Source organism: Leptolyngbya sp. FACHB-60 (assembly GCF_014695775.1).
Taxonomy (GTDB): Bacteria; Cyanobacteriota; Cyanobacteriia; order Phormidesmidales; family Phormidesmidaceae; genus Nodosilinea.
The window spans coordinates 44,993-66,744 of record NZ_JACJOX010000074.1; the positions used below are offsets into that span (position 1 = coordinate 44,993).

Genomic DNA, 21,752 nt, shown 5'->3' on the forward strand with positions numbered 1-21,752 from the left:
GCTTTAGGCACCGCGCCTGTTGCTATTACATAGTTCAATTGTACTGAATTTTTCACAATGGCGGAGGACTTGGTTTAGGCTATTTGGGTCTGCTCCCGTGCTTTGCCCCCAAGGATGCTCGCTATGATCGACCTCTATTACTGGACGACCCCCAACGGCCACAAGGTCACCATTTTTCTCGAAGAAGCTGATGTGGACTACACTATCAAGCCCATCAACATCGGCCAGGGCGATCAGTTTAACCCCGACTTTCTAGCGATCGCGCCCAACAACCGCATCCCCGCCATCGTCGACCATGAGCCAGCCGACGGCGGCGCACCCCTGAGCCTGTTTGAGTCGGGAGCAATTTTGCAGTATCTAGCTGAAAAAACCGGGCAGTTTTTGCCGTCGGGGTTGCGCGATCGCGCCAACGTCATGCAGTGGCTCTTTTGGCAAATGGGCGGGCTGGGGCCAATGCTGGGCCAAAATCACCACTTCGGCAGCTACGCCCCTGAGAAAATTCCCTACGCCATCAACCGCTACGTCAAAGAAACCGAGCGTCTCTACGGCGTTCTAGATCGGCAGCTTGAGGGCAAAGACTTCATCGCTGGCGATTACTCCATCGCCGATATGGCCTGCTACCCCTGGATTGTGCCCTACGAAACCCAGCAGCAAAACCTGGAGGATTTCCCCAACCTGAAGCGCTGGTTTGAGGCGATCAAAGCCCGGCCAGCGGTGGAGCGGGCCTATGCGATCGCCGAGTCAATGCGCGCCGAATCGACCATGAGCGATGAGGCCAAGGCAATCCTGTTTGGCCAGGGAAGACGGTAGAGAAAGATAGAGGAGATGGGGAAGAGCCAAAAACCTCCTCATCTTCCTTACCTCCCTCATCTTCCCCATCTCTTTCTAGGCCAGCACGCCGTTTAAGAAAATATCCGTCAGACATTCCGCCAGATCCTTCATCGCCTGGGGCGAGGCGGCTTCGTCGCCGAGGGTGTCTTGGCTAAAGCCTGCTACCGTAAACATGCCCAGAAATACTCGGGCCACCATGCGGGCGTTCATCGGTCGGTAGACGCCGCGATCCATCGCGGTTTGAAAGAATGCTTCGGCGACGTCGATCATTTTGCCGATCACTTCGGTTTGAATTTGCTCCCGCAGCTCGGGGTGGAACTGCGCCTCCATGAAGCACACCCGCATCAGGGCTGAGTTCTTTTGCAGGTTGAGCATGCGCCGCTGCATTACCTGACCGATCGCCTTGTAGCTAGCCATTTCGCTCAGCTCGGTTAGCAAGTCGGTCAAAATTTCGACCCAGCCCTGGCTGGCCACAGCCACAAGAATGGCCTTCTTATTCTCAAAATGACGAAATAGAGTGCCCTCGGCTACCCCAGCGGTCTGCGCCAGTTCGCGGGTGGTTGTGCCTCCGTAGCCATGCTTAGCAAACAGCTTTAGGGCCGCTTTTAGAATTTTGGTCTCCGTATCGGTTTCCGCAGGGGCGGTTTTGAAGAAAGGCACCATTACAAAAACCCTCAAGAGTAAGCACAGATCGGCTTCTGTGGCCCATTGTGCCCCCATTCCCCCAAAGCCCGGGGCCGGGTTCACATAACCTCATAAAACCTGAGATAACTACTCTTAAGGGTGTTGATTAATACTCTGACCAAAACTAGTTGGCTGATTCAGCGGCGGCTAGGGTCTGCTTTACGATCGCATCGCTAATCTGCCGCTGTAGGGCAGTATCGTCGGCGGAGCGCTCCAGAATGCTGTTGAAAGTATCAATCGAAAGCCCGTCGGCCTCGATCGCTTTTTCCATATCGCCTTCGGTGCTTTGACGAATGACGATGATGCGGTCTACAGCCGCTTTAAACTTTTTGTCGTCTTTTTTAGAAATTTTGGCTTTTTCAGCAATTTTAGCCATGTCTTCGGGGCCGTCGGCAGCACCGGTAAGCTGAGTCTCTGCGATCGCATTAAACCGCTCAATGGTCAGCCCTTCATCTTCTACGGCTTTGGCCATCTCTCGCTCGGCCTGGAGGCGTAGGGTTTGCACCTGCTGGTAAACCTTGGCAAAGGTAGCAATGTCGGCGTCGCCAAGGGGTGCACTGGCGTCAATCTCAGGCACTTCTACCACAGTGGCCTGGGCGAGCAGCGAGGATGATGGGCTGGCCCAAGCTGCCCCTGGGGTCAGCCATGCCAGCACTATTAGTAGAGCAGCAACACAATATCTCACCATAGCGGGGTCTCCTGATAACGCGAGTCGGCTTGGACAATCTTTCCTAGACTAGCCCTTTGTTAGCACATCGGCATGATGGCGCAGATGGTCAGCCATAAAGGACGCCATAAAAAAGTAGCTGTGATCGTAGCCCGGCTGCATGCGTAAAACTAGGGGTTGTCCAGCCTCTTTGCAGGCGTCTGCAAAAACGTCGGGCAGCAGCTGGTTTTGCGCCAAAAAATTATCGGCGGTGCCCTGGTCGAGCAAAATGGTGCGACCGCGCTGAGGGTGAACTTTCACCAACTCCGTCGCATCGTAAGCCTTCCAGCTATCGGTGTCTGAGCCCAGATAGCCTGAGAATGCCTTCTGACCCCAGGGACATTGGGAAGGAGCGGCGATCGGCGCAAAGGCCGAGATCGATTTGAATAGGTCGGGGTTGCGCAAACCGCATACCAGCGCCCCGTGGCCCCCCATGGAGTGGCCAAAAATGCCCATGCGATCGAGCCGCACCGAAAATTCTTGGGCAACCAGTTCCGGCAGTTCCTGCACCACATAGCTGTACATAGAGTAGTTTTTTCTCCAGGGCGCTGCCGTGGCATCCACGTAGAACCCAGCTCCAATACCAAAGTCCCAAGCCTCCGGCTCATCGGGTATCCCTTCGCCGCGAGGGCTAGTGTCGGGGGCCACCAGCATCAGCCCGTGCTCAGCGGCGTAGCGCTGCGCCCCAGCTTTAGAGGTGAAATTGTCTTCGGTGCAGGTTAAACCCGACAGGTAAAACAGCACTGGCACCGGACCAGTCTGCGCCTGGGGCGGCACAAACACCGCGAATCGCATCTCGCAGTTGCACACAGCCGATGGATGGCTGTAGTAGCCGACCGTGCCGCCAAAGCAGAAATGCTGATTATGGGGAGTTAGAGAAGACATGGGAGATAAGTAGGGGGTAGATGGGTAGGGGGTGGATGAGTGAGGCCGACCCACGCGTCTGTCCCGCATCAAGCGAGGAGGTGTTTAACCTAGGAACTCGTAGGGTGGGCACTGCCCACCACCGAATACGCAATGGTATGAGACCCTTTTTCTACGGAAAAGATCTTCCGAGACGGCCTAAAACGTCACCACGCTGCGAATGCTCTCGCCCCGGTGCATGAGGTCGAAGGCGGTATTGATCTCATCTAGCGGTATGACGTGGGTAATCAAGTCGTCGATGTTGATCTTGCCGTCCATATACCAATCGACAATTTTGGGTACATCAGTGCGCCCCCTGGCTCCACCAAAGGCAGTGCCCTTCCACTCCCGCCCGGTCACCAGCTGAAAGGGGCGGGTACTAATTTCTTCACCCGCGGCGGCGACACCGACAATGACGCTGACGCCCCAGCCCTTGTGGCAGCACTCTAACGCCTGGCGCATCAAATTCACATTGCCCACGCACTCAAAGCTATAGTCGGCCCCACCGCCCGTGAGTTCCACCAGGTGGGCCACCAGGTCGCCTTCAACCTCCTTAGGGTTGACGAAGTGGGTCATGCCGAACTTAGTGGCCAATTCTTGACGGTTGGGGTTGATGTCAACGCCGATGATTTTGTTGGCCCCCACCATACGGCAGCCCTGAATGACGTTGAGGCCAATGCCGCCTAGACCAAACACCACCACGTTGGCCCCTGGCTCTACCTTGGCGGTGTTGATCACCGCGCCCAGACCGGTGGTGACACCGCAGCCGATGTAGCAGACTTTCTCAAACGGGGCATCGGAGCGAATTTTGGCCAGGGCGATCTCGGGTACCACCGTGTAGTTCGAGAACGTGGAGGTGCCCATGTAGTGAAACAGCGGCTCGCCACCCAGGGAAAATCTGCTGCTGCCATCAGGCATGAGACCCCGCCCCTGGGTGAGGCGGATGGCCTGGCAGAGGTTGGTCTTAAAGCTGAGGCAGTATTCGCACTGACGGCACTCAGGTACATAGAGCGGAATCACGTGATCGCCGGGCTTGAGGCTGGTGACGCCAGGGCCGACTTCGGCCACCACCCCAGCTCCCTCATGACCTAGAACAGCCGGAAACAACCCTTCAGGATCTTTGCCAGAGAGGGTGTAGGCATCGGTGTGGCAAATGCCAGTGGCTTTGATTTCGACTAGCACTTCACCCTCGCGAGGCCCCTCTAGCTGAACGGTTTCAATAGTCAGGGGTTGACCAGGGCCAAGGGCAACGGCGGCTCTAACATCCACGGGCGAGATCTCCTTTGGGGCAGTTGAAACGGTGGCGTGGGTGCCAAGCGCAAAATTCTACAGGCTGTCGCTGGGTACCTACGCATATCATACGAATCTGCAATTTGGCTGACTGGGCAAAGGTCTGAGACCGGTTCACCTGAGCCATTGCAACACCTTAGTCAGCTTACCGACTTTGCGCCGCTTAGGCTATGTGTCAGCTTTCTTAGACATAGCTCAGCACAATGACCGATGTGAGGCTAGACGGTTGCTGTGGTCCTTAGGCCGTGGGCATCTTGAGCGCATCATGCTTTCTGCATCTACGATATGACTCAACTCTTGCGGCGGGCGCACAGACCGCTCTGTAGACAGGCTAACTCTGCTGGGTTTACGCTGATTGAAGGATTGATTGTGGTGGTGATTGTGGGGCTGATGGCGGCGATCGCAGCCCCCTCATGGTTTGGATTTGTGCAGCAGCGCAAAATCAACGCCACCCGAGATATGGTCTATCACGCGCTAAGAGCTACCCAGGCCGATGCCATGCAGCACCGCCACGATCGACGCTTCAGCATTCGCGAGCACAACGGGCGTATTGAGTGGGCCAGCCATCCCGAGTCAACTCTGCCAGCCCAGGTCGTTGTCTGGCAACCACTAGAGGAGGGCGTGGGGTTAGCCAACATTGATAACACTCTGGTCAAAACAGGTGCGATTCACTATGCCAAGTTTGATATGCACGGCAATGTGAAAGGCCAACTTGGCACCGTTACGGTGGCCATGTCAGGAAACCAACAGACTCACCGCTGTGTAGTGGTTTCTACCCTGATTGGAGCCATGCGCAAAGGCGAGGGGCATACCCAAGCAAACGGCAACGGACGCTTCTGTTATTAACCTCTCCCCCCACTTGGAGCAAAACCGAGTTTAATAGGTTAGCGTCATGACATGCTTAGGAGTGAGTGAATGCCAGAAAGAAATGAGGGGTGGTACGTGATTCAGGCCGCAGACGGCACCTGCAACGTGCTGTCTGCCGAGAGCATCAGCCGGGAGCGACTTCAGGAGCATCGCCCCATGTGGGGGCCCTACGCCACCCAGCAGGAAGCCATTACCCGCCGGGTGGGGTTGATTCGCAGCGGCAAATGCGAGCCTGCCTAAAGAGACACTACATACCCTAGGCGGCAGTTCGGCCCCGCAGCGAGTCATAGCTCTGCAAAAACCAGGCGTAAGTCTGCTCAATACCGGTTTTGAGGTCAGTTTTGGCCTGCCAGCCCGCTGCGTTGAGGCGCGAGACGTCGAGCAGTTTGCGCGGGGTGCCGTCAGGCTTTGTGGTATCAAATGCTAGCTCGCCTTCATAGCCGACCACGGCTTTCATGGTGAGAGCCAGTTCTTTGATCGAAACCTCTTGCCCGGTGCCAACGTTGACGAAATCTACGTCGTTGTAGTTGTTCATCAAAAACACCAAGGCGTCGGCCAGGTCATCAACATACAAAAACTCGCGTAGGGGGGTGCCGGTGCCCCACACGGTGACGGTCGGGTCGCCGTTGACCTTGGCCTCGTGGAACTTGCGCATCAGCGCGGGCAGCACGTGGGAGTTGGCCAGATCAAAGTTGTCGTTGAGGCCGTAGAGATTGGTGGGCATGGCCGAGATAAAGCTCACCCCATACTGGCGGCAGTAGTTTTCGCAGAGCTTGAGGCCAGCAATTTTGGCGATCGCATAGGGCTCATTGGTCGGCTCTAGAAAACCCGTCAGCAGGTAGTCTTCTTTCATTGGCTGAGGGCAGAGCTTGGGGTAAATGCAGGATGATCCCAAGAACAGCAGTTTTTGCGCCCCGTGCTGGTAGGCGCTGTGGATGATGTTGGCCTCAATCATCAAATTGTCGTAGAGAAACTCAGCTCGGTAGGTGTTGTTGGCGTGAATGCCGCCCACTTTGGCCGCCGCTAGAAAAACATAGTCGGGCTTTTCTTGGGCAAAGAACTCATCTACCGCTGCCTGGCTGCGCAGGTCGAGCTCTTGGCTAGAGCGTAGCACTAAATTTTCATAGCCCTGAGCCTTAAGGGTTCTCACCAAGGCGCTGCCCACCAGGCCACGGGAACCCGCTACATAGATCTTAGATTGAGTATCCATAGGATTGAGCTCAGATAAAAATTACGCGAGAACTAAACGCAGATGGCCTATCCCCATTGCTACGAGTCTGACATCGGGAGTCTGCCAACGACAACTGCCCGCTCGCCGAGTTTAGCGGTAGTTCACAATGGGGGCTGAGGCCCATCCCAAGTTTCTCACTCCTTTGCGCCATGACCCTACCGTCCCTGCCCAACCGCTGGCAATTTTGGATCGATCGCGGCGGCACCTTTACCGACATTGTGGCCCGCCGCCCCGATGGGCAAATTATCGTCCATAAGCTGCTGTCCGAAAACCCCGATCGCTACGCCGACGCCCCCATCCAGGGTATGCGCGATCTGTTGGAGCTAAGGGCAGGGGAAATGATTCCTGCTGAGATGATCGAGTCGGTAAAGATGGGCACGACGGTGGCGACCAATGCGCTACTGGAGCGCAAGGGCGATCGCACCCTCCTCATCACCACCCAGGGCTTTAAGGATGCTCTGCGCATCGGCTATCAAAACCGCCCCAACATCTTTGCCCGCCACATTGAACTGCCCGAAATGCTCTATGAGCAGGTGATCGAGGTCAACGAACGCCTTAGCGCCCAAGGCGAGGTGCTGGTTCCTTTGTGTGCAGAGGAAGAAGCACGGCTGATCCAGGAGCTTCAGCGAACCTACAATGCTGGAATTCGGGCCTGTGCGATCGTGCTCATGCACAGCTATCGTTATCCCGCCCACGAGCTGCGCTTGGGGGAACTTGCCCGCCAAGTCGGCTTTACCCAAATCTCCCTCTCTCATCAGGTAAGTCCGTTAATCAAGCTTGTCAGCCGAGGCGATACAACCGTGGTGGATGCCTACCTGTCGCCCATTCTGCGACGGTATGTAGATCGGGTGGCGGAGCAGTTAAGAGAGGGGAAGATGGGGGAGATGGGGGAGAACAATCAATCCAACACTTCCTTATTTTCCCTACCTTCCCCATCCTCCCCACCCCCTCCGCGCCTCATGTTCATGCAATCCAACGGTGGCCTAACGGATGCGGCGCTGTTTCAGGGCAAAGACAGCATTCTCTCTGGCCCCGCCGGGGGCGTGGTAGGGGCGGTGCAGACCAGCCGACAAGCCGGGTACGCTCGCATCATCGGCTTTGACATGGGCGGTACCTCAACAGATGTGTCGCACTATCGAGGCGAGTACGAGCGCACTTTTGAGACCGAGGTGGCCGGGGTGCGGCTGCGGGCACCGATGATGGCAATTCACACCGTGGCGGCAGGGGGTGGCTCAATCGTGAGCTTTGACGGCAGCCGCTACCGGGTGGGGCCAGAGTCGGCGGGGGCCTATCCGGGGCCGGCCGGCTATCGCCACGGCGGGCCGCTGACGGTGACTGACTGCAACGTGATGGTGGGCAAACTCCAGCCCGAGTTTTTCCCCCATGTGTTTGGGCCGAAGGGAGATCTGCCCCTGGATACGGCGGTGGTGCGCGAGCAGTTTGCGGCCCTGGTGGAGGAAATCCACGCTGCCACTGGGGTTGCTCGCAGCCCTGAACAGGTCGCCGCTGGATTCCTCGCCATTGCAGTCGAAAAAATGGCCAACGCTATTAAAAAGATTTCCGTACAGCGGGGATACGATGTCTCAGACTACGTGCTGTGCAGCTTTGGTGGGGCCGGGGGCCAGCACGCCTGCCTGATCGCCGATGCCCTGGGCATGACCGAGGTGTTTCTGCATCCCTATGCGGGGGTGCTGTCGGCCTACGGAATGGGCCTGGCCGATGTCAGGTCGCTGAATGAGCAATCCGTCGAGCTGCCGCTGGATGAGAAGACACTACCCCAGATTCAGCAGGTGGTGGAGTCTTTAGCTGGCAAGGGATTGGAGGAACTGCGGCAGCAGGGGTTTGAGCCCCTCTCCCCTAGAGGGGGACAAGAGGATTCAAAATTTAAAGTTTCTCCTCTGGAGACGCTACGCGAACAAAACTCGAAATTGCCCCAGGTTTTGCCTCGACTGTTGCTGAAGTACGAAGGGACGGATTCTGTACTGGCGGTAGATTTTGCTGGGGTGGAGGCAATGCGATCGCAGTTCACCACCCTGCACCGTCAGCGCTACGGTTTCGCCCAGGAAAATAAAACTCTCATCGTCGATACTGCTGCCGTCGAAGTCATTGCCCAAACCCATAGCCCTGACGAACCCGACATTCACAAGCCTCGCACCACGCCGCTTACGCCTAAAACCAGCATTTCTGTCTACACTGCCAACACCTGGTATGACACTCCTATCTACCACCGCGACGATCTGTGTCCGGGGGATGCGATCGCCGGCCCCGCCCTCATCATCGAATCGACTGGAACCAATGTTGTAGAACCCGGATGGAAGGCAACGCTGACAGCAAAGGGGCATTTGATATTGAACAAGGAAGCTAAAAGTCAGGAGTCAGGAACTCAAAATTCACAATTCAAAATTCAAAGTTTCTCTACCACGGACACCAGCTCCGCCCCATCCCCGCCTGACCCCGTGCTGCTTGAAATCTTCAACAACCTCTTCCGCGCCGTAGCCGAAGAGATGGGGATCACGCTGCAAAATACCAGCTACTCGGTCAACATTAAAGAGCGGCTAGATTTTTCCTGCGCGCTGTTTGACCAGCAGGGGCAGCTCGTGGCCAATGCGCCCCACATTCCTGTGCACCTGGGGTCGATGGGCGAAAGCGTGCGGAGTTTGATCGAGGCCAAGGGCGCTGACCTCAAACCGGGTGATGTCTACCTACAAAACAACCCCTACAACGGCGGCACCCACCTGCCCGATATCACGGTGATAACGCCGGTTTTTTTGGAAGCAAGAAAAACGGAAGAAGAAAGAGAGAAAACCGAAACTCAAAATTCAAAATTCAAAATTTCTCCTCCGGAGATGCTACGCGAACAAAACTCACATCCCTCTCCTGCTTTCTACGTCGCTTCTCGCGGTCACCACGCCGACATTGGCGGCATCACCCCTGGCTCTATGCCGTCGAACAGCACCTCAATTGAGGAAGAGGGAGTGCTGCTTGACAACGTGCAGCTGGTGGATCAGGGGCGGTTTTTGGAAGCTGAACTTTTGAAAATTTTGACGACTGCCACTTATCCCGTGCGGAACTCGACACAGAATATTGCTGACTTGCAGGCCCAGATCGCGGCCAACGAAAAGGGGACGCAAGAGCTGCAAAAACTGGTGGATCACTATGATTTAGCCCTAGTGCAGACCTACATGCAGCATGTGCAGGACAACGCTGAAGAATGCGTGCGGCGGGTGATCGATCGCATCCACGACGGACAGTTCACCTACCCCATGGATGACGGCAGCCAGATTGCGGTGCAGGTCACGATAAACCGTGAGGAACGCCGCGCCAAAATTGATTTTTCTGGAACATCTCCCCAACGGCCCAGCAACTTCAACGCTCCGGCAGCGGTGTGCAAAGCGGCGGTGCTCTACGTGTTTAGAACACTGGTGGATGACGACATCCCTCTCAATGCGGGCTGTCTCAAACCACTAGAAATTGTCATTCCCGAGGGGTCAATGCTGAACCCGCAGTACCCGGCGGCGGTGGTGGCGGGCAATGTGGAAGTGTCTCAGGCGGTGACCGATGCGCTGTATGGGGCGCTGGGTGCGATCGCCGCCTCCCAGGGCACCATGAACAACTTTACTTTCGGCAGCGATCGCCACCAATACTACGAAACCATCTGCGGCGGCTCCGGTGCTGGCCCAGACTTCCCCGGCACTGATGCGGTGCACACCCACATGACCAACTCGCGGCTGACCGACCCCGAGGTGCTGGAATGGCGCTTTCCGGTGCTGCTGAGAGAATTCTGCATCCGCCAGGGCAGCGGCGGAGCGGGAGAATACGCTGGCGGCAACGGCATTGTGCGCACAGTGGAATTTCGCGAACCGATGACGGTCGCCATTCTCTCAAACCATCGGCTAGTGCCACCCTTTGGTTTGGCCGGAGGGCAGCCAGGGGAGGTGGGAGAAAACCAGGTAATTCGCGCCGATGGCCGAGTTGGGGTTTTACCTGGGCAGGCCACCGTGGCCCTGAATGCGGGAGACTGCATTCGGATCGCCACACCGGGCGGCGGTGGCTACGGCGCACCACCCCAATGAGCCATCCTAGGCATTAGGTTCCGATCGCAGAAATCAGTACCCTGCCTTTGCCATAGGAACCTGGCACCGGCCTTTGGAGATGTGCGCTGCACAACTTGACACATCAACTTTTCTTGAAATAATAAAGCATCAATATTTTTTGAAATGAAGCTGGGTCAAAGACCACAGCTAGTTGCTTGCGTCTATGCCGCCGTGCGTTAGAGAGGGTTGAGAGATGGTGAAGGTCGCTGTAAATGGATTTGGTCGCATTGGGCGGCTGGTGTTGCGGGCGGGCTGGGCCTTTCCTGAGCTGGAGTTTGTGCACATCAACGATGTCAAAGGTGGCCCTGAGGCGGCAGCGCATCTGCTCAAATTCGACTCAGTACATGGCCGCTGGGCACCGGAGGTCGAAGCCGTTGGCTCTGAAAAAATCACTATCGACGGCATTCCCCTCAGCTTCAGCAGTGGTGCTTCTCCCGGCGAGGTGCCCTGGGCTGACTACGGTGTAGACCTGGTACTGGAGTGCTCCGGCAAGTTTCGCACGGCGGAGGCGATCGCCCCCTACTACGCCAACGGCGTGAAAAAAGTCATCGTTGCCGCCCCGGTCAAAGAGGGCGCGCTCAACGTGGTCTATGGCATTAACGATCACCTCTACAACCCAGCAGAGCACCACCTGCTCACCGCTGCCTCCTGCACCACCAACTGCCTGGCCCCCGTGGTCAAAGTCATCCACGAAGGGCTGGGCATTCGCCATGGGGTGATCACCACCATTCACAACCACACCAATACGCAGACCATTGTGGATGCCCCCCACAACGATCTGCGCCGCGCCCGCGCCACGGGTATGTCGCTAATTCCGACAACGACGGGGTCGGCAACGGCGATCGCCCTCATCTATCCAGAACTCAAGGGCAAGCTCAACGGGTTGGCAGTACGGGTACCGCTGCTGAATGCCTCCCTAACCGACTGCGTGTTTGAGGTCGATCGCCCCACCACCGCTGAGGAAGTCAATTCTCTCCTCAAAGCCGCCGCCGATGGCCCTCTGCACGGGATATTGGGCTACGAAACCCGGCCTTTAGTCTCAGTTGACTACAAAGATGATCCTCGCTCCTCGATCATCGATGCCCTCTCCACTATGGTTGTGGATGACACCCAGGTGAAGATTCTCGCCTGGTACGACAACGAGTGGGGCTACTCCTGCCGCATGGCCGAACTGGCCCGCAAGGTGGCCCAAAGTCTCTGAGCCTCTCGCCCTAGGGTGAATTTTGGACAGCATCTTGATGGTGGGCAGTGCCCACCCTACAGCTCCTCCACTCTCCCACTCCCCACCCCTCCACTCCCCATGACCACCTCCGCCTTCAAACCTGAGAGCCTGCGCAACTACGCCATCATCACCGCTGCCTACTGGGGTTTTACCGTCACCGACGGTGCCCTGCGCATGATGGTGCTACTGCACTTTCACCAGCTGGGCTACAGTCCCTTTGCGATCGCCATGCTGTTTCTCTTTTACGAAATGTTTGGCGTGGTGACCAACTTCTTCGGCGGCTGGATTGGTTCTCAGGTAGGCATTCGGCAAACCCTTTATGGCGGCATCGCCCTGCAAATTTTTGCCCTAGTAATGCTGAGCTGCTTGAACCCCAACTGGGGAGTACCTGTGCAGGTGGGCTATGTGATGGCGGCCCAAGCATTCTCAGGCATTGCCAAAGACCTCACCAAGATGAGTTCTAAGAGCGCCATTCGCCTGGTGGTGCCAAAGGAAGCGGCATCGCGCCTGTTTAAGTGGGTGGCGGTGCTAACAGGGTCAAAGAACGCGCTTAAAGGGGTGGGATTTTTCGTCGGGGCGGCGCTGCTGGAATGGGTAGGCTTTCGCTCGGCGCTGCTGATGCAGGCGGCGGCGCTGGGGGTGATTTTGCTGTCGTTTGCGCTGCTGCCTGCGGGTATGGGCAAAATCGGCAAAAAGGTGCCCTTCAAGCAGCTGTTTTCTAAGAGCAGAGAGATCAATGTGCTGTCGGCGGCGCGGTTCTTTTTGTTTGGCTCGCGGGACGTGTGGTTTGTGGTGGCGCTGCCGGTGTTTTTGTATGAGGTGCTGGGCTGGCGGTTTATGCAGGTGGGCAGCTACATGGCTCTCTGGGTAATTGGCTACGGCATGGTGCAGTTTTTGGCACCGCAGCTATTGCGCAAAGACAGCACCGGCAAGGTGGTGCCCAAGGCCAAGACCATTCTGTTTTGGACATCCATTTTGACGGCCATTCCAGCACTGATTGCGCTGGCGCTGATGGCTGGGGTGCGGGGTGACGTTGCCGTGACCGGCGGACTCGTGGTTTTTGGCGTGGTGTTTGCGTTTAACTCGGCGGTGCACTCGTATCTGGTGCTGGCCTACACCGAAGATCGCGATGTTAGCCTCAATGTGGGCTTCTATTACATGGCCAACTCGGGTGGGCGGTTGTTAGGGACGATTGCCTCGGGGCTGGTTTATCAGTGGTTTGGGCTAGTGGGGTGCCTGTGGGTATCGAGCTTGTTTGTGCTGGCGGCGGCGCTGATTACGACGCAGCTGCCCGACTCAACCCCTGCTGAGCCGGTGGTGGTGGGCAGCTAGTGAGCAAATATTGGCTCTGGCTGACCATTCAAAGATTTGTGATGGGAGATAGAATCTGGAATTCTATTCTTTAAACTGTAGTTATAGCTACAGTTTTTGAAAGGAAGTCATGGATAAGCAATCGTCTAGCCAGCGCCGCCAAGTGATCGGAGAGCTGCGCCACCAGCTGCGATTTGCCAGTGTAGAAGAGCGCGATCGCATTCGCCAAGAGCTGAACTTTTGGGAGCAGCGGGGCCGCTAACTCGCCGACAGCAGGGGCAGCAGCAGGGTGACGAAAAAGTACACCAGCGCACCTGTGAACACATAGCTATCGGTGCGGTCTAAAATGCCGCCGTGGCCGGGGATGAGGACTCCAGAGTCTTTGACCCCGGCATCTCTTTTCATCAGCGATTCGGTGAGGTCGCCCAGCAGGCTGGAGGTGCCCACCATCAGGCCTAGAGCCGCTCCGGTGGCAAGCCAGAGGGGCCATTGCAGCCAGTGGGTGCCGATTAATGCCACCACCATGCTGCCCAGCATGCCAAAGATCGCCCCTTCGACCGTCTTCTTCGGGCTGATGTTAGACAGCGGGGTGCGACCAATCATTTTTCCAGCGATATAGGCTCCAATATCCGAAGCCCAAATGCAGGCAAAAGCTAGCAGGGTGACGACCAGTCCGTAGGGTAGGGTATCTAGGGCAGGGGGCCAGGTGGCGGGCCAAAACCCGCCCAGGGGCAAAGTGGTACCGGTGTCGCCCAAGTCGCGCAGGCGCACCCAAAAGCTGGGTAGATAGCCGCCGTAGAACAGGCCCAAGATAGACGCGGCCACATCGGCAATGGTGGCCACCTGGGGCTGAAACAGCAGATAAAAGCAGATAAACGTGCCGCTTAGCGGTAGCAGGGCGTCGGCCAAGGGCGGCGACAGATGGGCGGTAATCAACAGCAGCTGGCTCACCACTAGGGTGGTTTTGGCCGCTGGCAAGATGCCTTTAGCTTTTACCAAAGCAAAAATTTCGAGCTGCCCCAAGAAAATCAACACCCCAAAGCCCAGGGTGAAGTACCAACCCCCTAGCAAAATCATGACCAGGGCGACCACGATCGCAACTATTCCACTAATGATTCGAGGCCAGGGCATAGGTGAAAGTGCAAAGGGTTTAAACAGAGCGTTGCCTCTAGTTTTGAGGCAGCAACTGTCATGCAGCTTATTACACTGTGCCACATTCCCCTAGAGTCCCCGCCAGGGAACCAAGTCAGAAGGTTAGCGGTAAGAGAAGGCCAAAGGCGCGCCCAGCGATCGCCCTTGGCTGGGCTGCGCGGCTGGACCTGTCCCTAGCCAGCAGAAGTGGCGAGCTGGGGATAGCCTGCTTCTACTAGGGCGCGATCGCGAATTCGGCAGGAATCGCACCGCCCACAGGGCTCAGCTCCGCCCTGGTAGCACGACCAGGTTTGCGCGATCGGCACCCCTAACTGCACTGCCCGGCGCACAATATCCGCCTTAGAATCCATCACCAAAGGCGCAATCAGTTGGGGGGCATGGCCCTCTAGCCCCGCCTTAGACGAAAGCTGGGCCAATTGCTGAAACGCCGCTAAATACTCGGGCCGACAGTCGGGGTAGCCGGAATAATCTACTGCATTGATGCCGAGGTACACCGCTGCGGCCCTCTTGGCTTCAGCCAGGGCAAGGGCGAGAGCAATAAACACCGTATTGCGCCCCGGCACGTAGGTGGAAGGAATGCCCGCTTCCGGGCCGGCTTGAGGCAGCGGCTGGGCCAGGTCGGTGAGGGAAGACGCGCCCCACTGGGCCAAATTGACATCGATGAAGTGGTGGTCGGCGATCGCAAAATGCTTTGCCAACGCCTTTGCCGCCTCTAGCTCCCGCTGGTGCCGCTGGCCATAGTTAAAGGAAAGGGCAATTAGGTCGTAGCCATCGGCGATCGCCTGGGCAGCGGCCGTAGCCGAATCGAGGCCACCCGAAAGCAGCACAATGGCTTTGGGAGGCAGGCTTGACTGAGCCATAGGGCAAAGACCTGAGCGACTATTTACCGGTTTGCACGGTAGCTAGAATAGCCCAATCTTGCTCAAAATCGTGGCTTCGGGTTTCTGTTATCGGTAGACTACTACGTTTACTGAAGTCTTTGCCCTTCCAATTAGTAGGTAATTACTCATGTCAAACCCCTTGAAGTCTATGCCTCTTTAAGCAATAGGTAATTACTCATAGCAAATACCTAGCGCTGGTGAATCACTATTGTTAACAAAATAAGTTATGAGCTAATTTTCATGCACTTCTAAATAAGGAGAAATCAAGCTATTGAAAGAAACTAGGTCTTTACCTGAGATAGATACGTCGAATTATGCCAAGTTTCTGGTTGACAGACTCAGTTTTTTACGCTTAAACTCAATGAATCGAACAAGTCAGCCTAGTCTGCTAGCCCTGTGCTTTATAGGTTTATGCCTTTAATTGCCTGTGCTGCCAGAGCGGGGGAACCAGTAAAGGGGCGTATTTCCGAGTTCTTAATACCCAATTGAGGGTAATCGGAAGAGGACATCTCTCAGTCCTAGCCCGTCAGCTAACCTCGTCGGCATTGAGGGAAATTGAATCGTCAGCATTTTAGTAATGCTTGGCTGTTTCAGTGTCCTAAGTCGTGTTAACACGGCTTGTTCGCTGTCCATGATTAAGCCTCTAGGAGGGTCTCATGCAGCCTAAGTTGCGCACCCGTGCGGCTGCCCGTTCGAGGCAGTCTCAACCTGTCAAGCCGCCATTTCGCTTTCCGTTGGAACGGATTGTTTTACCGGCGATCGCGTTTCTCGTCGTACTGCTGGTGTGGTGGGTAGTTGCCAAATTCTTCACCACCTTGATGCCTACGCCGTGGGAGGCATTCGTCGCCAACCTCGACTATATTTTTAACCCCTTTTTCCGACGCGGGCCGGGCAACTTGGGCATTGGCTGGCTGCTGTTGGCTAGTCTGCGGCGGGTGTTGGTGGGGTTTTTGTTGGGAACTTTAGTTGCTATTCCCGTCGGCTTTTGGATTGGCCTCTCGCCCCGCGCCATGATGGCGATCAACCCGCTGGTGCAGCTGTTTCGCCCGGTGTCCCCTGTGGCCTGGTTGCCCATTGCTCTATCGATTTTTAACTTAGCTAACCCGTCGGCTATTTTCGTAATTTTCATCACTTCATTATGGCCAACGGTGATCAATACCGCCCTGGGCGTAGCTAGCGTTCCTAAAGATTATTTAGACGTGGCTCAGGTGCTAGAAATGCCTCGCTGGCGGCAAATGACCAAGATTATTTGGCCAGCAAGTTTGCCCTATATTTTTACCGGCCTACGGCTGAGTTTGGGGATTGCCTGGCTGGTAATTGTGGCCGTCGAAATGCTCACGGGCGGTATTGGCATCGGCTTCTTTATCTGGGATGAATGGAACCGGCTCAGCCTCAGCTCGGTGTTTTTGGCGGTAATTGTCATTGGCCTTACCGGTCTGGTTTTAGACTACGCCATCACCCTGATTGAGCGATGGGCAACCCATCGCCCCGCCAAGGCTATGTAACCGTCCATCTGACTGGCAAAGCCTCCCAGTTCACTGCTGAGCAATATTCTTTAAACGGCAGGTTTTAAGTAGGCTGCTAAACGCTGCTGGTCAGTCCAATTACGTCCTAACACCTCACAGACAAAAGGATTAAAGCCATGACGAGGATCAATCGGCGATCGCTCCTCCAGGGGGCGGTTGGTTTTACGGCAGGGCTAGCCGCTTCGGCCTGTAGTCAGGCGCTGCGATCGGGCAGTCCACCTTCCGGCGGGGCAGCGGCTCAGGCCGCCAACGTCGAGCAGGTTGTTGACCCGGCCAGTTTGGAGCGGTCTCAGATCAAAGTGGGCTATGTGCCCGTCAACGATTGCGCTCCCTTTGCGATCGCCCAGGCCAAAGGTTTTTTCCACAAATATGGGCTGACGGTCACCCTCAACCGCGAGGCCAGTTGGGGCACCTCTCGCGATGGCGTCATCTTTGGGCGGCTCGACGCGTCCCCGGTGGTTTCTGGAGCTGTGACCAACGCCCGCGTTGGGGCTGAGGGTGCTCCTCAGGCTCCCATGTGTGCGGCCCTGACCATTCACCGCCACGGCAACGCCATGACCATGAACCGCGCCATGTGGGAGTCTGGTCTGCGCCCTTGGCGAGAATATGAGGGCGATCTGGAGGCCTTTGGTCGCGATTTTCGGGGCTATTTCGATGGCATACCCACATCTCAAAAAGTCTGGGCCACGGTGCTCAGTTCAGCCATCTACGAATACTTCATTCGCTACCTCTCGGCGGCAGCGGGGGTCGACCCAATAGAAGCGTTTCGCATTATTATTAGTCCCCCGCCGCAGATGGTTTCCAACATCAGGATTGGGGCAATGCAGGCGTACATGGTGGCCGAGCCGTGGAATACCCGTGCCATCTCCGGCAACGAGGATGTTGGCTTCACCTTTGCCCATGGCAAAGAGGTGTGGCGAGGCCACCCCGACCGGGTGCTGGCGGTGATGGAAGACTTTATCAACGAAAACCCCAAGACCTACCGCTCCCTCGTTAAGGCGATGATCGAGGCCTGCCGCTACTGCGACGACCCGGCCAATCGCACCGAAGTTGCAGAGATTATCTCGGATCGAGCGTTTACTGGGGCAAAGCCCAAATTTACGGAGCCTGCCCTGGTGGGCAACTACAACTACGGCGGTTTCGACGGCAAAAGTCGCACTGTTCAAATGCCAGATAGCACTATCTTTTTTGAAATGCCCGAGGACCTGCCCCATCCCCCTGGAGACCATTCCACCTTTCTGTGGTCGTCTCAGTCGATCTGGCTGATGACCCAAGCGGCTCGTTGGGGACAGATCGCCGAGGTTCCAGCCGATGCGGAGGCCAAAGCCCACCAGGCCTGGCGCACCGATCTATATCGAGAAATTGCCGGAGAAATGGGTATTGAATGCCCAGCGGATGATTACAAAGTAGAGCCTGGGGAGCTATTTATTGATGGTGTTGCCTATGACCCCAGCGACCCGGTGGGCTATTTGAACGGGTTTGAGATTCGCGCTAACCGTCCTCAACGAATCTATATGGGGTGAGGGTTAGCAGGTTAAAAGACTGGCAAGTCAACACCTTTAGGCCAGCGAACTTTCTAGCTTTTAACCCTAAGCCAAGCCCATTTCCCCGCCAACAGTCTTCCTTGCTCTAGACGCACTATTCAGGAGAAAACCATGGTCAAATCAAGTCATTACCCTCAGCCCTCTGAGCAACGGCAGGCTGAGTTTGAAACGGATTTTTTGGTCGTTCAAGATCTGGTGAAGGCTTACCCTAGCGCTGGGGGTGACCCTACAGTTGTGCTTGACAACATCAACCTCACCGTTGGTGCCAACGAGTTTATCGCCATTATTGGCCACTCGGGCTGCGGCAAATCGACGCTGCTCAAAATTGTCAGCGGGTTAGAGCAGGCCACCTCTGGCGGAGTGTTTTTGGAGGGTTCACCGATTAAAAAACCGGGAGCCGATCGCATGATGGTGTTCCAAAACTATTCGCTGCTGCCCTGGCTGACGGTGCGCGAAAATGTGCGGCTGGCGGTGAATGAGGTGTGCGACCATCTTTCTCCCCATGATCGCACTGACCTGGTGGAAGAGCACCTAGCCATGGTCAACCTCACCGACGCAGCCTTGAAATACCCTGACGAGCTGTCGGGCGGCATGAAGCAGCGGGTCGGCATTGCCCGCGCCCTAGCGATTCGGCCCAAGATGCTGCTGATGGATGAACCCTTTGGAGCCCTTGATGCCCTCACCCGAGGCCACCTTCAGCGTCAGGTGCTCGACATTTGGGAGCGCAACCCCCAGGCAGTGATGATGATTACCCACGATGTGGATGAAGCCATCTATATGGCCGATCGCATTGTGATGATGACCAATGGCCCCAATGCCAACATCGGCGAAATTTTGAAGGTGCCCTTTGACCACCCGCGCGATCGCACGGCCCTGCGCGAGTCGCGGGAGTATTACGACCTGCGCAACCACGCCCTTGGGTTTCTCGACAGCTACTTTGAGCAAATGAGCTAGGGGCGTTGGCGTGAGCAACACTGACCACAGCTCACTCGCTCTACTCCGCTAATACGTAGCGGGTGAGTACGCGCATGATTTCGTTGATGCGTCCGGTGGGCTGGGGCTTGCTCCACTCGCGCACTTCGGCAAAGCCGAGGCGATAGAGTTCGTGGATGATGCGCTCTACGCCGTAGGTGCTGCCGACAACTAATATACGGATGACCTCGCGCCCCGGCTCGGCAGCGGGTTCGATGGTGACTTGCAAAGCGGGATTGGACAAAGTTAAGGGAATAAACGCTTGCGGCATAAGAAACCTTCTTGTTGCTTAATGGATCACAAGATAGCACCAAATTCAGGCTTGTGATCCATTAAGCAACGTTTACGAACCTATGAGTCTCTGACACAGTTGGAGCATGGGTAGAGCAAGCCAAGCATTGAGACAGGTTTTAGACACCTACGGCATCAGCCAAAACCAGCTTGCCGGAGCTATGGGCGTAGAGCGAGGCAGTGTCTCCCGCTGGTACCACGACAAACGCGATCCCACAGCGGAAACGGTTGTAGAAATTGTAGAAGCTTTGAAGAGGCTTAACTTTCAAGCGGCAGAAGAGTTTATCAAAATCTATCTTGGATGTATTTTGGAGGATGAGCAGAAAGAATAGCACCTTGATGGCAGAACTCCTCTAAATAGTCAACCTTGCCATTAAAGAAATAATAGATATTGGATTGTATCACTTAAGAGATTAGGATCTTTCTCAACTAAATTGTTCTGAAGACCGCGTTTTCTTAAAAAAAAATTGCATGAACAAAGGCCTTGTCTATGAGCATAAAGTACTAAAAGAGGTCACTCAAATGATAGATAGTGGTCGTTTTGGCTTGGTTCCATCCCAAGCCAAGGTTAGCCATAAGCCGTCCTATTACTCACGTGATCGCGAGAAAAATATCATTTTTGATGTTTCAGTAGAAGTTTTTATGATTGATGCTGTCGATCCTTATTTTGTATGGGTTTGGGAGTGCAAAAATTATAATCACAAAGTACCTGTTGATGACGTAGAAGAATTTCATTCTAAACTTACTCAAATTGGAGCAAATCGTACCAAAGGCACCATCATCACTCCTAAAGGATTTGATGATGGTGCCTTAAATTTTGCTCGTTCTAAGGGTATTGGCTTATGGCGTTACATACCTCCAGAGGATCCTATTTGTGTAATGAATGACTCTCAAGTGCCTCGGGATAGCGACATTATCCGTGGACTAACGACTCTAGAGACTTCTAGCTTTAAAGCTTTTGGCATAGGACTTTATTATGGAATGACATGTCACGGAAATTTTATCGTGGATCCTTTCGAATGGATCTGGAATGAGTTAGTAGCTGAAATACCAAAGACCTCCTCCTAAAAATGCTTGGAGGCACGGTCTACTAATAGCTTGTGTGCACTAACTTTTAGTTGAATCGCTACTCATATACAATTGCTTTGAGTTAATCCCATTTTTTTTGGAAGCTAGGCAAGCTCAGCAAGTTTCATCGTGGCGGCTACAAATCGTTTCTTTTATAGCTTCACTTTAGTCTTTTAATTCCGTTATCAGTGAAAATATAGCCATCATCTTCATACTTTTTCTTGTAACCATCATAGTTTAAATCAATAAATTTTCTGATCTCGATTTTTCTTCGAGATTCCACAACTCGGGATAAAGAATGGAAATGAATAAACATTAATACTATATAGACTGACCATTTGTATACCCCAAGAGAATTATGATAAAATGTAACCAAAAACATTAGAAAAAGAAGAATAAACCACTCCAAAACGCAATTTCCTATAAAATCCATAATGAGAAGGGTATTGTCTAGTGAAGCATTTCTCTTTCCTATCTTGTATGCATGAACAACTTCAAAGTTCTCCAGAAAAACTTTAACTCCTTGAGCTGACTGTCTATCCCTTTTCTGTTTTCTTCTTTTTCCCAAAAGATTATCAATATATGGTTGAATGTTAATCCGATACCACTCGTTAATGAAGAGGCTAAGAATGCCTCCGATACTAGCAGATAAGAAAAGAGCAAGAAGTGGATCGCTTTGTATCACTTGAGAAAATGCGTCTAAAAAGTTGATCACTTTGATTAGAAGAGTAACATCATAATTATAATGGCTGCTATCAATGCTTATTGGCAAGGTATGCCCTAACGTCAGATAACTGTTCAGCTTAATAATATAGGGTGAACAGTGCTCATCATCAGTTTGAACACCATACGAGTGGTAAGTGGTTAATGCTTATTATTAAAAATAAGCTGTATTAGTTAGTTCAATTTTCTTTGGAAACTAGGCAAGTTCAGCAGGTCGCATTGGGGCGATCGCCCATTCACCCTCCTCAACGCCAAAGTTATCGCTGAGCAGTGATGACTTTCACAACAAAAGCTCCACCGCAAAGCCTGCTGACTATGAATTAAAGGGCTAGCATCCTCCTGACGGCGATCCAGCTCAAGCACCATAAGCGCCTTCATTTCTTCAAATCACCCCTACTGGCGAAAGATGCAGAGCCATAGCGCTAAAATGGGAAGCTGCGTTGTTGCTATACCCAA

21 protein-coding genes and 1 riboswitch are annotated in these 21,752 nt (G+C 54.6%); of the genes, 12 read left to right on the top strand and 9 right to left on the bottom strand.

Annotated elements, in window-relative coordinates; all coding sequences use genetic code 11:
* Positions 1-123 precede the first annotated feature (123 nt).
* A complete protein-coding gene (locus H6F57_RS25735; RefSeq protein ID WP_190631970.1) occupies positions 124-810 on the top strand; it encodes a glutathione S-transferase N-terminal domain-containing protein in 687 nt (228 codons plus the stop codon).
* 75 nt (positions 811-885) lie between these two features.
* Here H6F57_RS25735 and H6F57_RS25740 read toward each other — a convergent pair whose 3' ends face one another.
* From H6F57_RS25740 to H6F57_RS25755, 4 genes are all read right to left on the bottom strand, one after another.
* Positions 886-1,494, bottom strand: a complete 609-nt coding sequence (locus H6F57_RS25740) for a TetR/AcrR family transcriptional regulator (RefSeq protein ID WP_190631972.1) — start codon at positions 1,492-1,494, stop codon at positions 886-888.
* Positions 1,495-1,639: 145 nt separating this feature from the next.
* Complete coding sequence (locus H6F57_RS25745) at positions 1,640-2,203, bottom strand: DUF4168 domain-containing protein (RefSeq protein WP_190631974.1); 564 nt, start codon at positions 2,201-2,203, stop codon at positions 1,640-1,642.
* 48 nt (positions 2,204-2,251) lie between these two features.
* Positions 2,252-3,106, bottom strand: coding sequence for an S-formylglutathione hydrolase (gene fghA / locus H6F57_RS25750; RefSeq protein ID WP_190631976.1), 855 nt, complete (start codon positions 3,104-3,106; stop codon positions 2,252-2,254).
* A 177-nt stretch (positions 3,107-3,283) separates the two neighbouring features.
* On the bottom strand, positions 3,284-4,393 hold the full coding sequence (locus H6F57_RS25755; RefSeq protein ID WP_190631978.1) for an S-(hydroxymethyl)glutathione dehydrogenase/class III alcohol dehydrogenase: 1,110 nt from the start codon (positions 4,391-4,393) through the stop codon (positions 3,284-3,286).
* 306 nt (positions 4,394-4,699) lie between these two features.
* On the opposite strand from H6F57_RS25755, the gene H6F57_RS25760 reads away from it, so the two are divergent.
* Entirely contained in the window at positions 4,700-5,260 is a 561-nt protein-coding gene (locus H6F57_RS25760) for a type II secretion system protein (RefSeq protein WP_190631980.1), read from the top strand.
* 69 nt (positions 5,261-5,329) lie between these two features.
* Positions 5,330-5,521, top strand: a complete 192-nt coding sequence (locus H6F57_RS25765) for a hypothetical protein (protein WP_190631982.1) — start codon at positions 5,330-5,332, stop codon at positions 5,519-5,521.
* 16 nt (positions 5,522-5,537) lie between these two features.
* Here H6F57_RS25765 and H6F57_RS25770 read toward each other — a convergent pair whose 3' ends face one another.
* On the bottom strand, positions 5,538-6,491 hold the full coding sequence (locus tag H6F57_RS25770; protein WP_190631983.1) for a GDP-L-fucose synthase: 954 nt from the start codon (positions 6,489-6,491) through the stop codon (positions 5,538-5,540).
* A gap of 170 nt (positions 6,492-6,661) precedes the next feature.
* On the opposite strand from H6F57_RS25770, the gene H6F57_RS25775 reads away from it, so the two are divergent.
* From H6F57_RS25775 to H6F57_RS28160, 4 genes are all read left to right on the top strand, one after another.
* A complete protein-coding gene (locus tag H6F57_RS25775) occupies positions 6,662-10,585 on the top strand; it encodes a hydantoinase B/oxoprolinase family protein (protein ID WP_190631985.1) in 3,924 nt (1,307 codons plus the stop codon).
* A gap of 214 nt (positions 10,586-10,799) precedes the next feature.
* Positions 10,800-11,807 carry an ArsJ-associated glyceraldehyde-3-phosphate dehydrogenase gene (locus H6F57_RS25780; RefSeq protein ID WP_190631987.1) on the top strand — a complete coding sequence of 336 codons (1,008 nt, stop codon included), beginning with the start codon at positions 10,800-10,802 and terminating at the stop codon, positions 11,805-11,807.
* Positions 11,808-11,906: 99 nt separating this feature from the next.
* Positions 11,907-13,160, top strand: a complete 1,254-nt coding sequence (gene arsJ / locus H6F57_RS25785) for an organoarsenical effux MFS transporter ArsJ (protein WP_190631988.1) — start codon at positions 11,907-11,909, stop codon at positions 13,158-13,160.
* 109 nt (positions 13,161-13,269) lie between these two features.
* Positions 13,270-13,401, top strand: coding sequence for a hypothetical protein (locus H6F57_RS28160; protein ID WP_255524884.1), 132 nt, complete (start codon positions 13,270-13,272; stop codon positions 13,399-13,401).
* Here H6F57_RS28160 and H6F57_RS25790 read toward each other — a convergent pair.
* Positions 13,398-14,270: a phosphatidate cytidylyltransferase gene (locus H6F57_RS25790; protein WP_190631990.1), complete on the bottom strand. Its 873-nt coding sequence runs from the start codon at positions 14,268-14,270 to the stop codon at positions 13,398-13,400. The genes H6F57_RS28160 and H6F57_RS25790 overlap by 4 nt on opposite strands.
* A 194-nt stretch (positions 14,271-14,464) precedes the next feature.
* Positions 14,465-15,151 carry a 7-cyano-7-deazaguanine synthase QueC gene (gene queC, locus H6F57_RS25795; protein WP_190631992.1) on the bottom strand — a complete coding sequence of 229 codons (687 nt, stop codon included), beginning with the start codon at positions 15,149-15,151 and terminating at the stop codon, positions 14,465-14,467.
* Positions 15,152-15,584: 433 nt separating this feature from the next.
* A riboswitch (cyclic di-AMP (ydaO/yuaA leader) is annotated at positions 15,585-15,732 on the top strand.
* A 96-nt stretch (positions 15,733-15,828) separates the two neighbouring features.
* Here queC and ntrB point away from each other — a divergent pair.
* From ntrB to H6F57_RS25810, 3 genes are all read left to right on the top strand, one after another.
* A complete protein-coding gene (ntrB, locus tag H6F57_RS25800) occupies positions 15,829-16,677 on the top strand; it encodes a nitrate ABC transporter permease (protein WP_190631994.1) in 849 nt (282 codons plus the stop codon).
* Between the two features lie 137 nt (positions 16,678-16,814).
* Complete coding sequence (locus H6F57_RS25805; RefSeq protein WP_190631995.1) at positions 16,815-18,221, top strand: CmpA/NrtA family ABC transporter substrate-binding protein; 1,407 nt, start codon at positions 16,815-16,817, stop codon at positions 18,219-18,221.
* Positions 18,222-18,353: 132 nt separating this feature from the next.
* Positions 18,354-19,196: an ABC transporter ATP-binding protein gene (locus tag H6F57_RS25810; RefSeq protein WP_190631997.1), complete on the top strand. Its 843-nt coding sequence runs from the start codon at positions 18,354-18,356 to the stop codon at positions 19,194-19,196.
* A gap of 40 nt (positions 19,197-19,236) precedes the next feature.
* Here H6F57_RS25810 and H6F57_RS25815 read toward each other — a convergent pair whose 3' ends face one another.
* Complete coding sequence (locus H6F57_RS25815) at positions 19,237-19,485, bottom strand: hypothetical protein (RefSeq protein WP_190632000.1); 249 nt, start codon at positions 19,483-19,485, stop codon at positions 19,237-19,239.
* A gap of 127 nt (positions 19,486-19,612) precedes the next feature.
* Between H6F57_RS25815 and H6F57_RS25820 the strand changes: the two genes are divergently transcribed.
* Both H6F57_RS25820 and H6F57_RS25825 read left to right on the top strand, forming a co-directional pair.
* Positions 19,613-19,837, top strand: coding sequence for a helix-turn-helix transcriptional regulator (locus tag H6F57_RS25820; protein WP_313933755.1), 225 nt, complete (start codon positions 19,613-19,615; stop codon positions 19,835-19,837).
* A gap of 139 nt (positions 19,838-19,976) precedes the next feature.
* Positions 19,977-20,573, top strand: a complete 597-nt coding sequence (locus H6F57_RS25825) for a restriction endonuclease (protein WP_190632004.1) — start codon at positions 19,977-19,979, stop codon at positions 20,571-20,573.
* A 160-nt stretch (positions 20,574-20,733) separates the two neighbouring features.
* Here H6F57_RS25825 and H6F57_RS25830 read toward each other — a convergent pair whose 3' ends face one another.
* On the bottom strand, positions 20,734-21,345 hold the full coding sequence (locus tag H6F57_RS25830) for a hypothetical protein (protein ID WP_190632006.1): 612 nt from the start codon (positions 21,343-21,345) through the stop codon (positions 20,734-20,736).
* Positions 21,346-21,752: the final 407 nt, after the last annotated feature.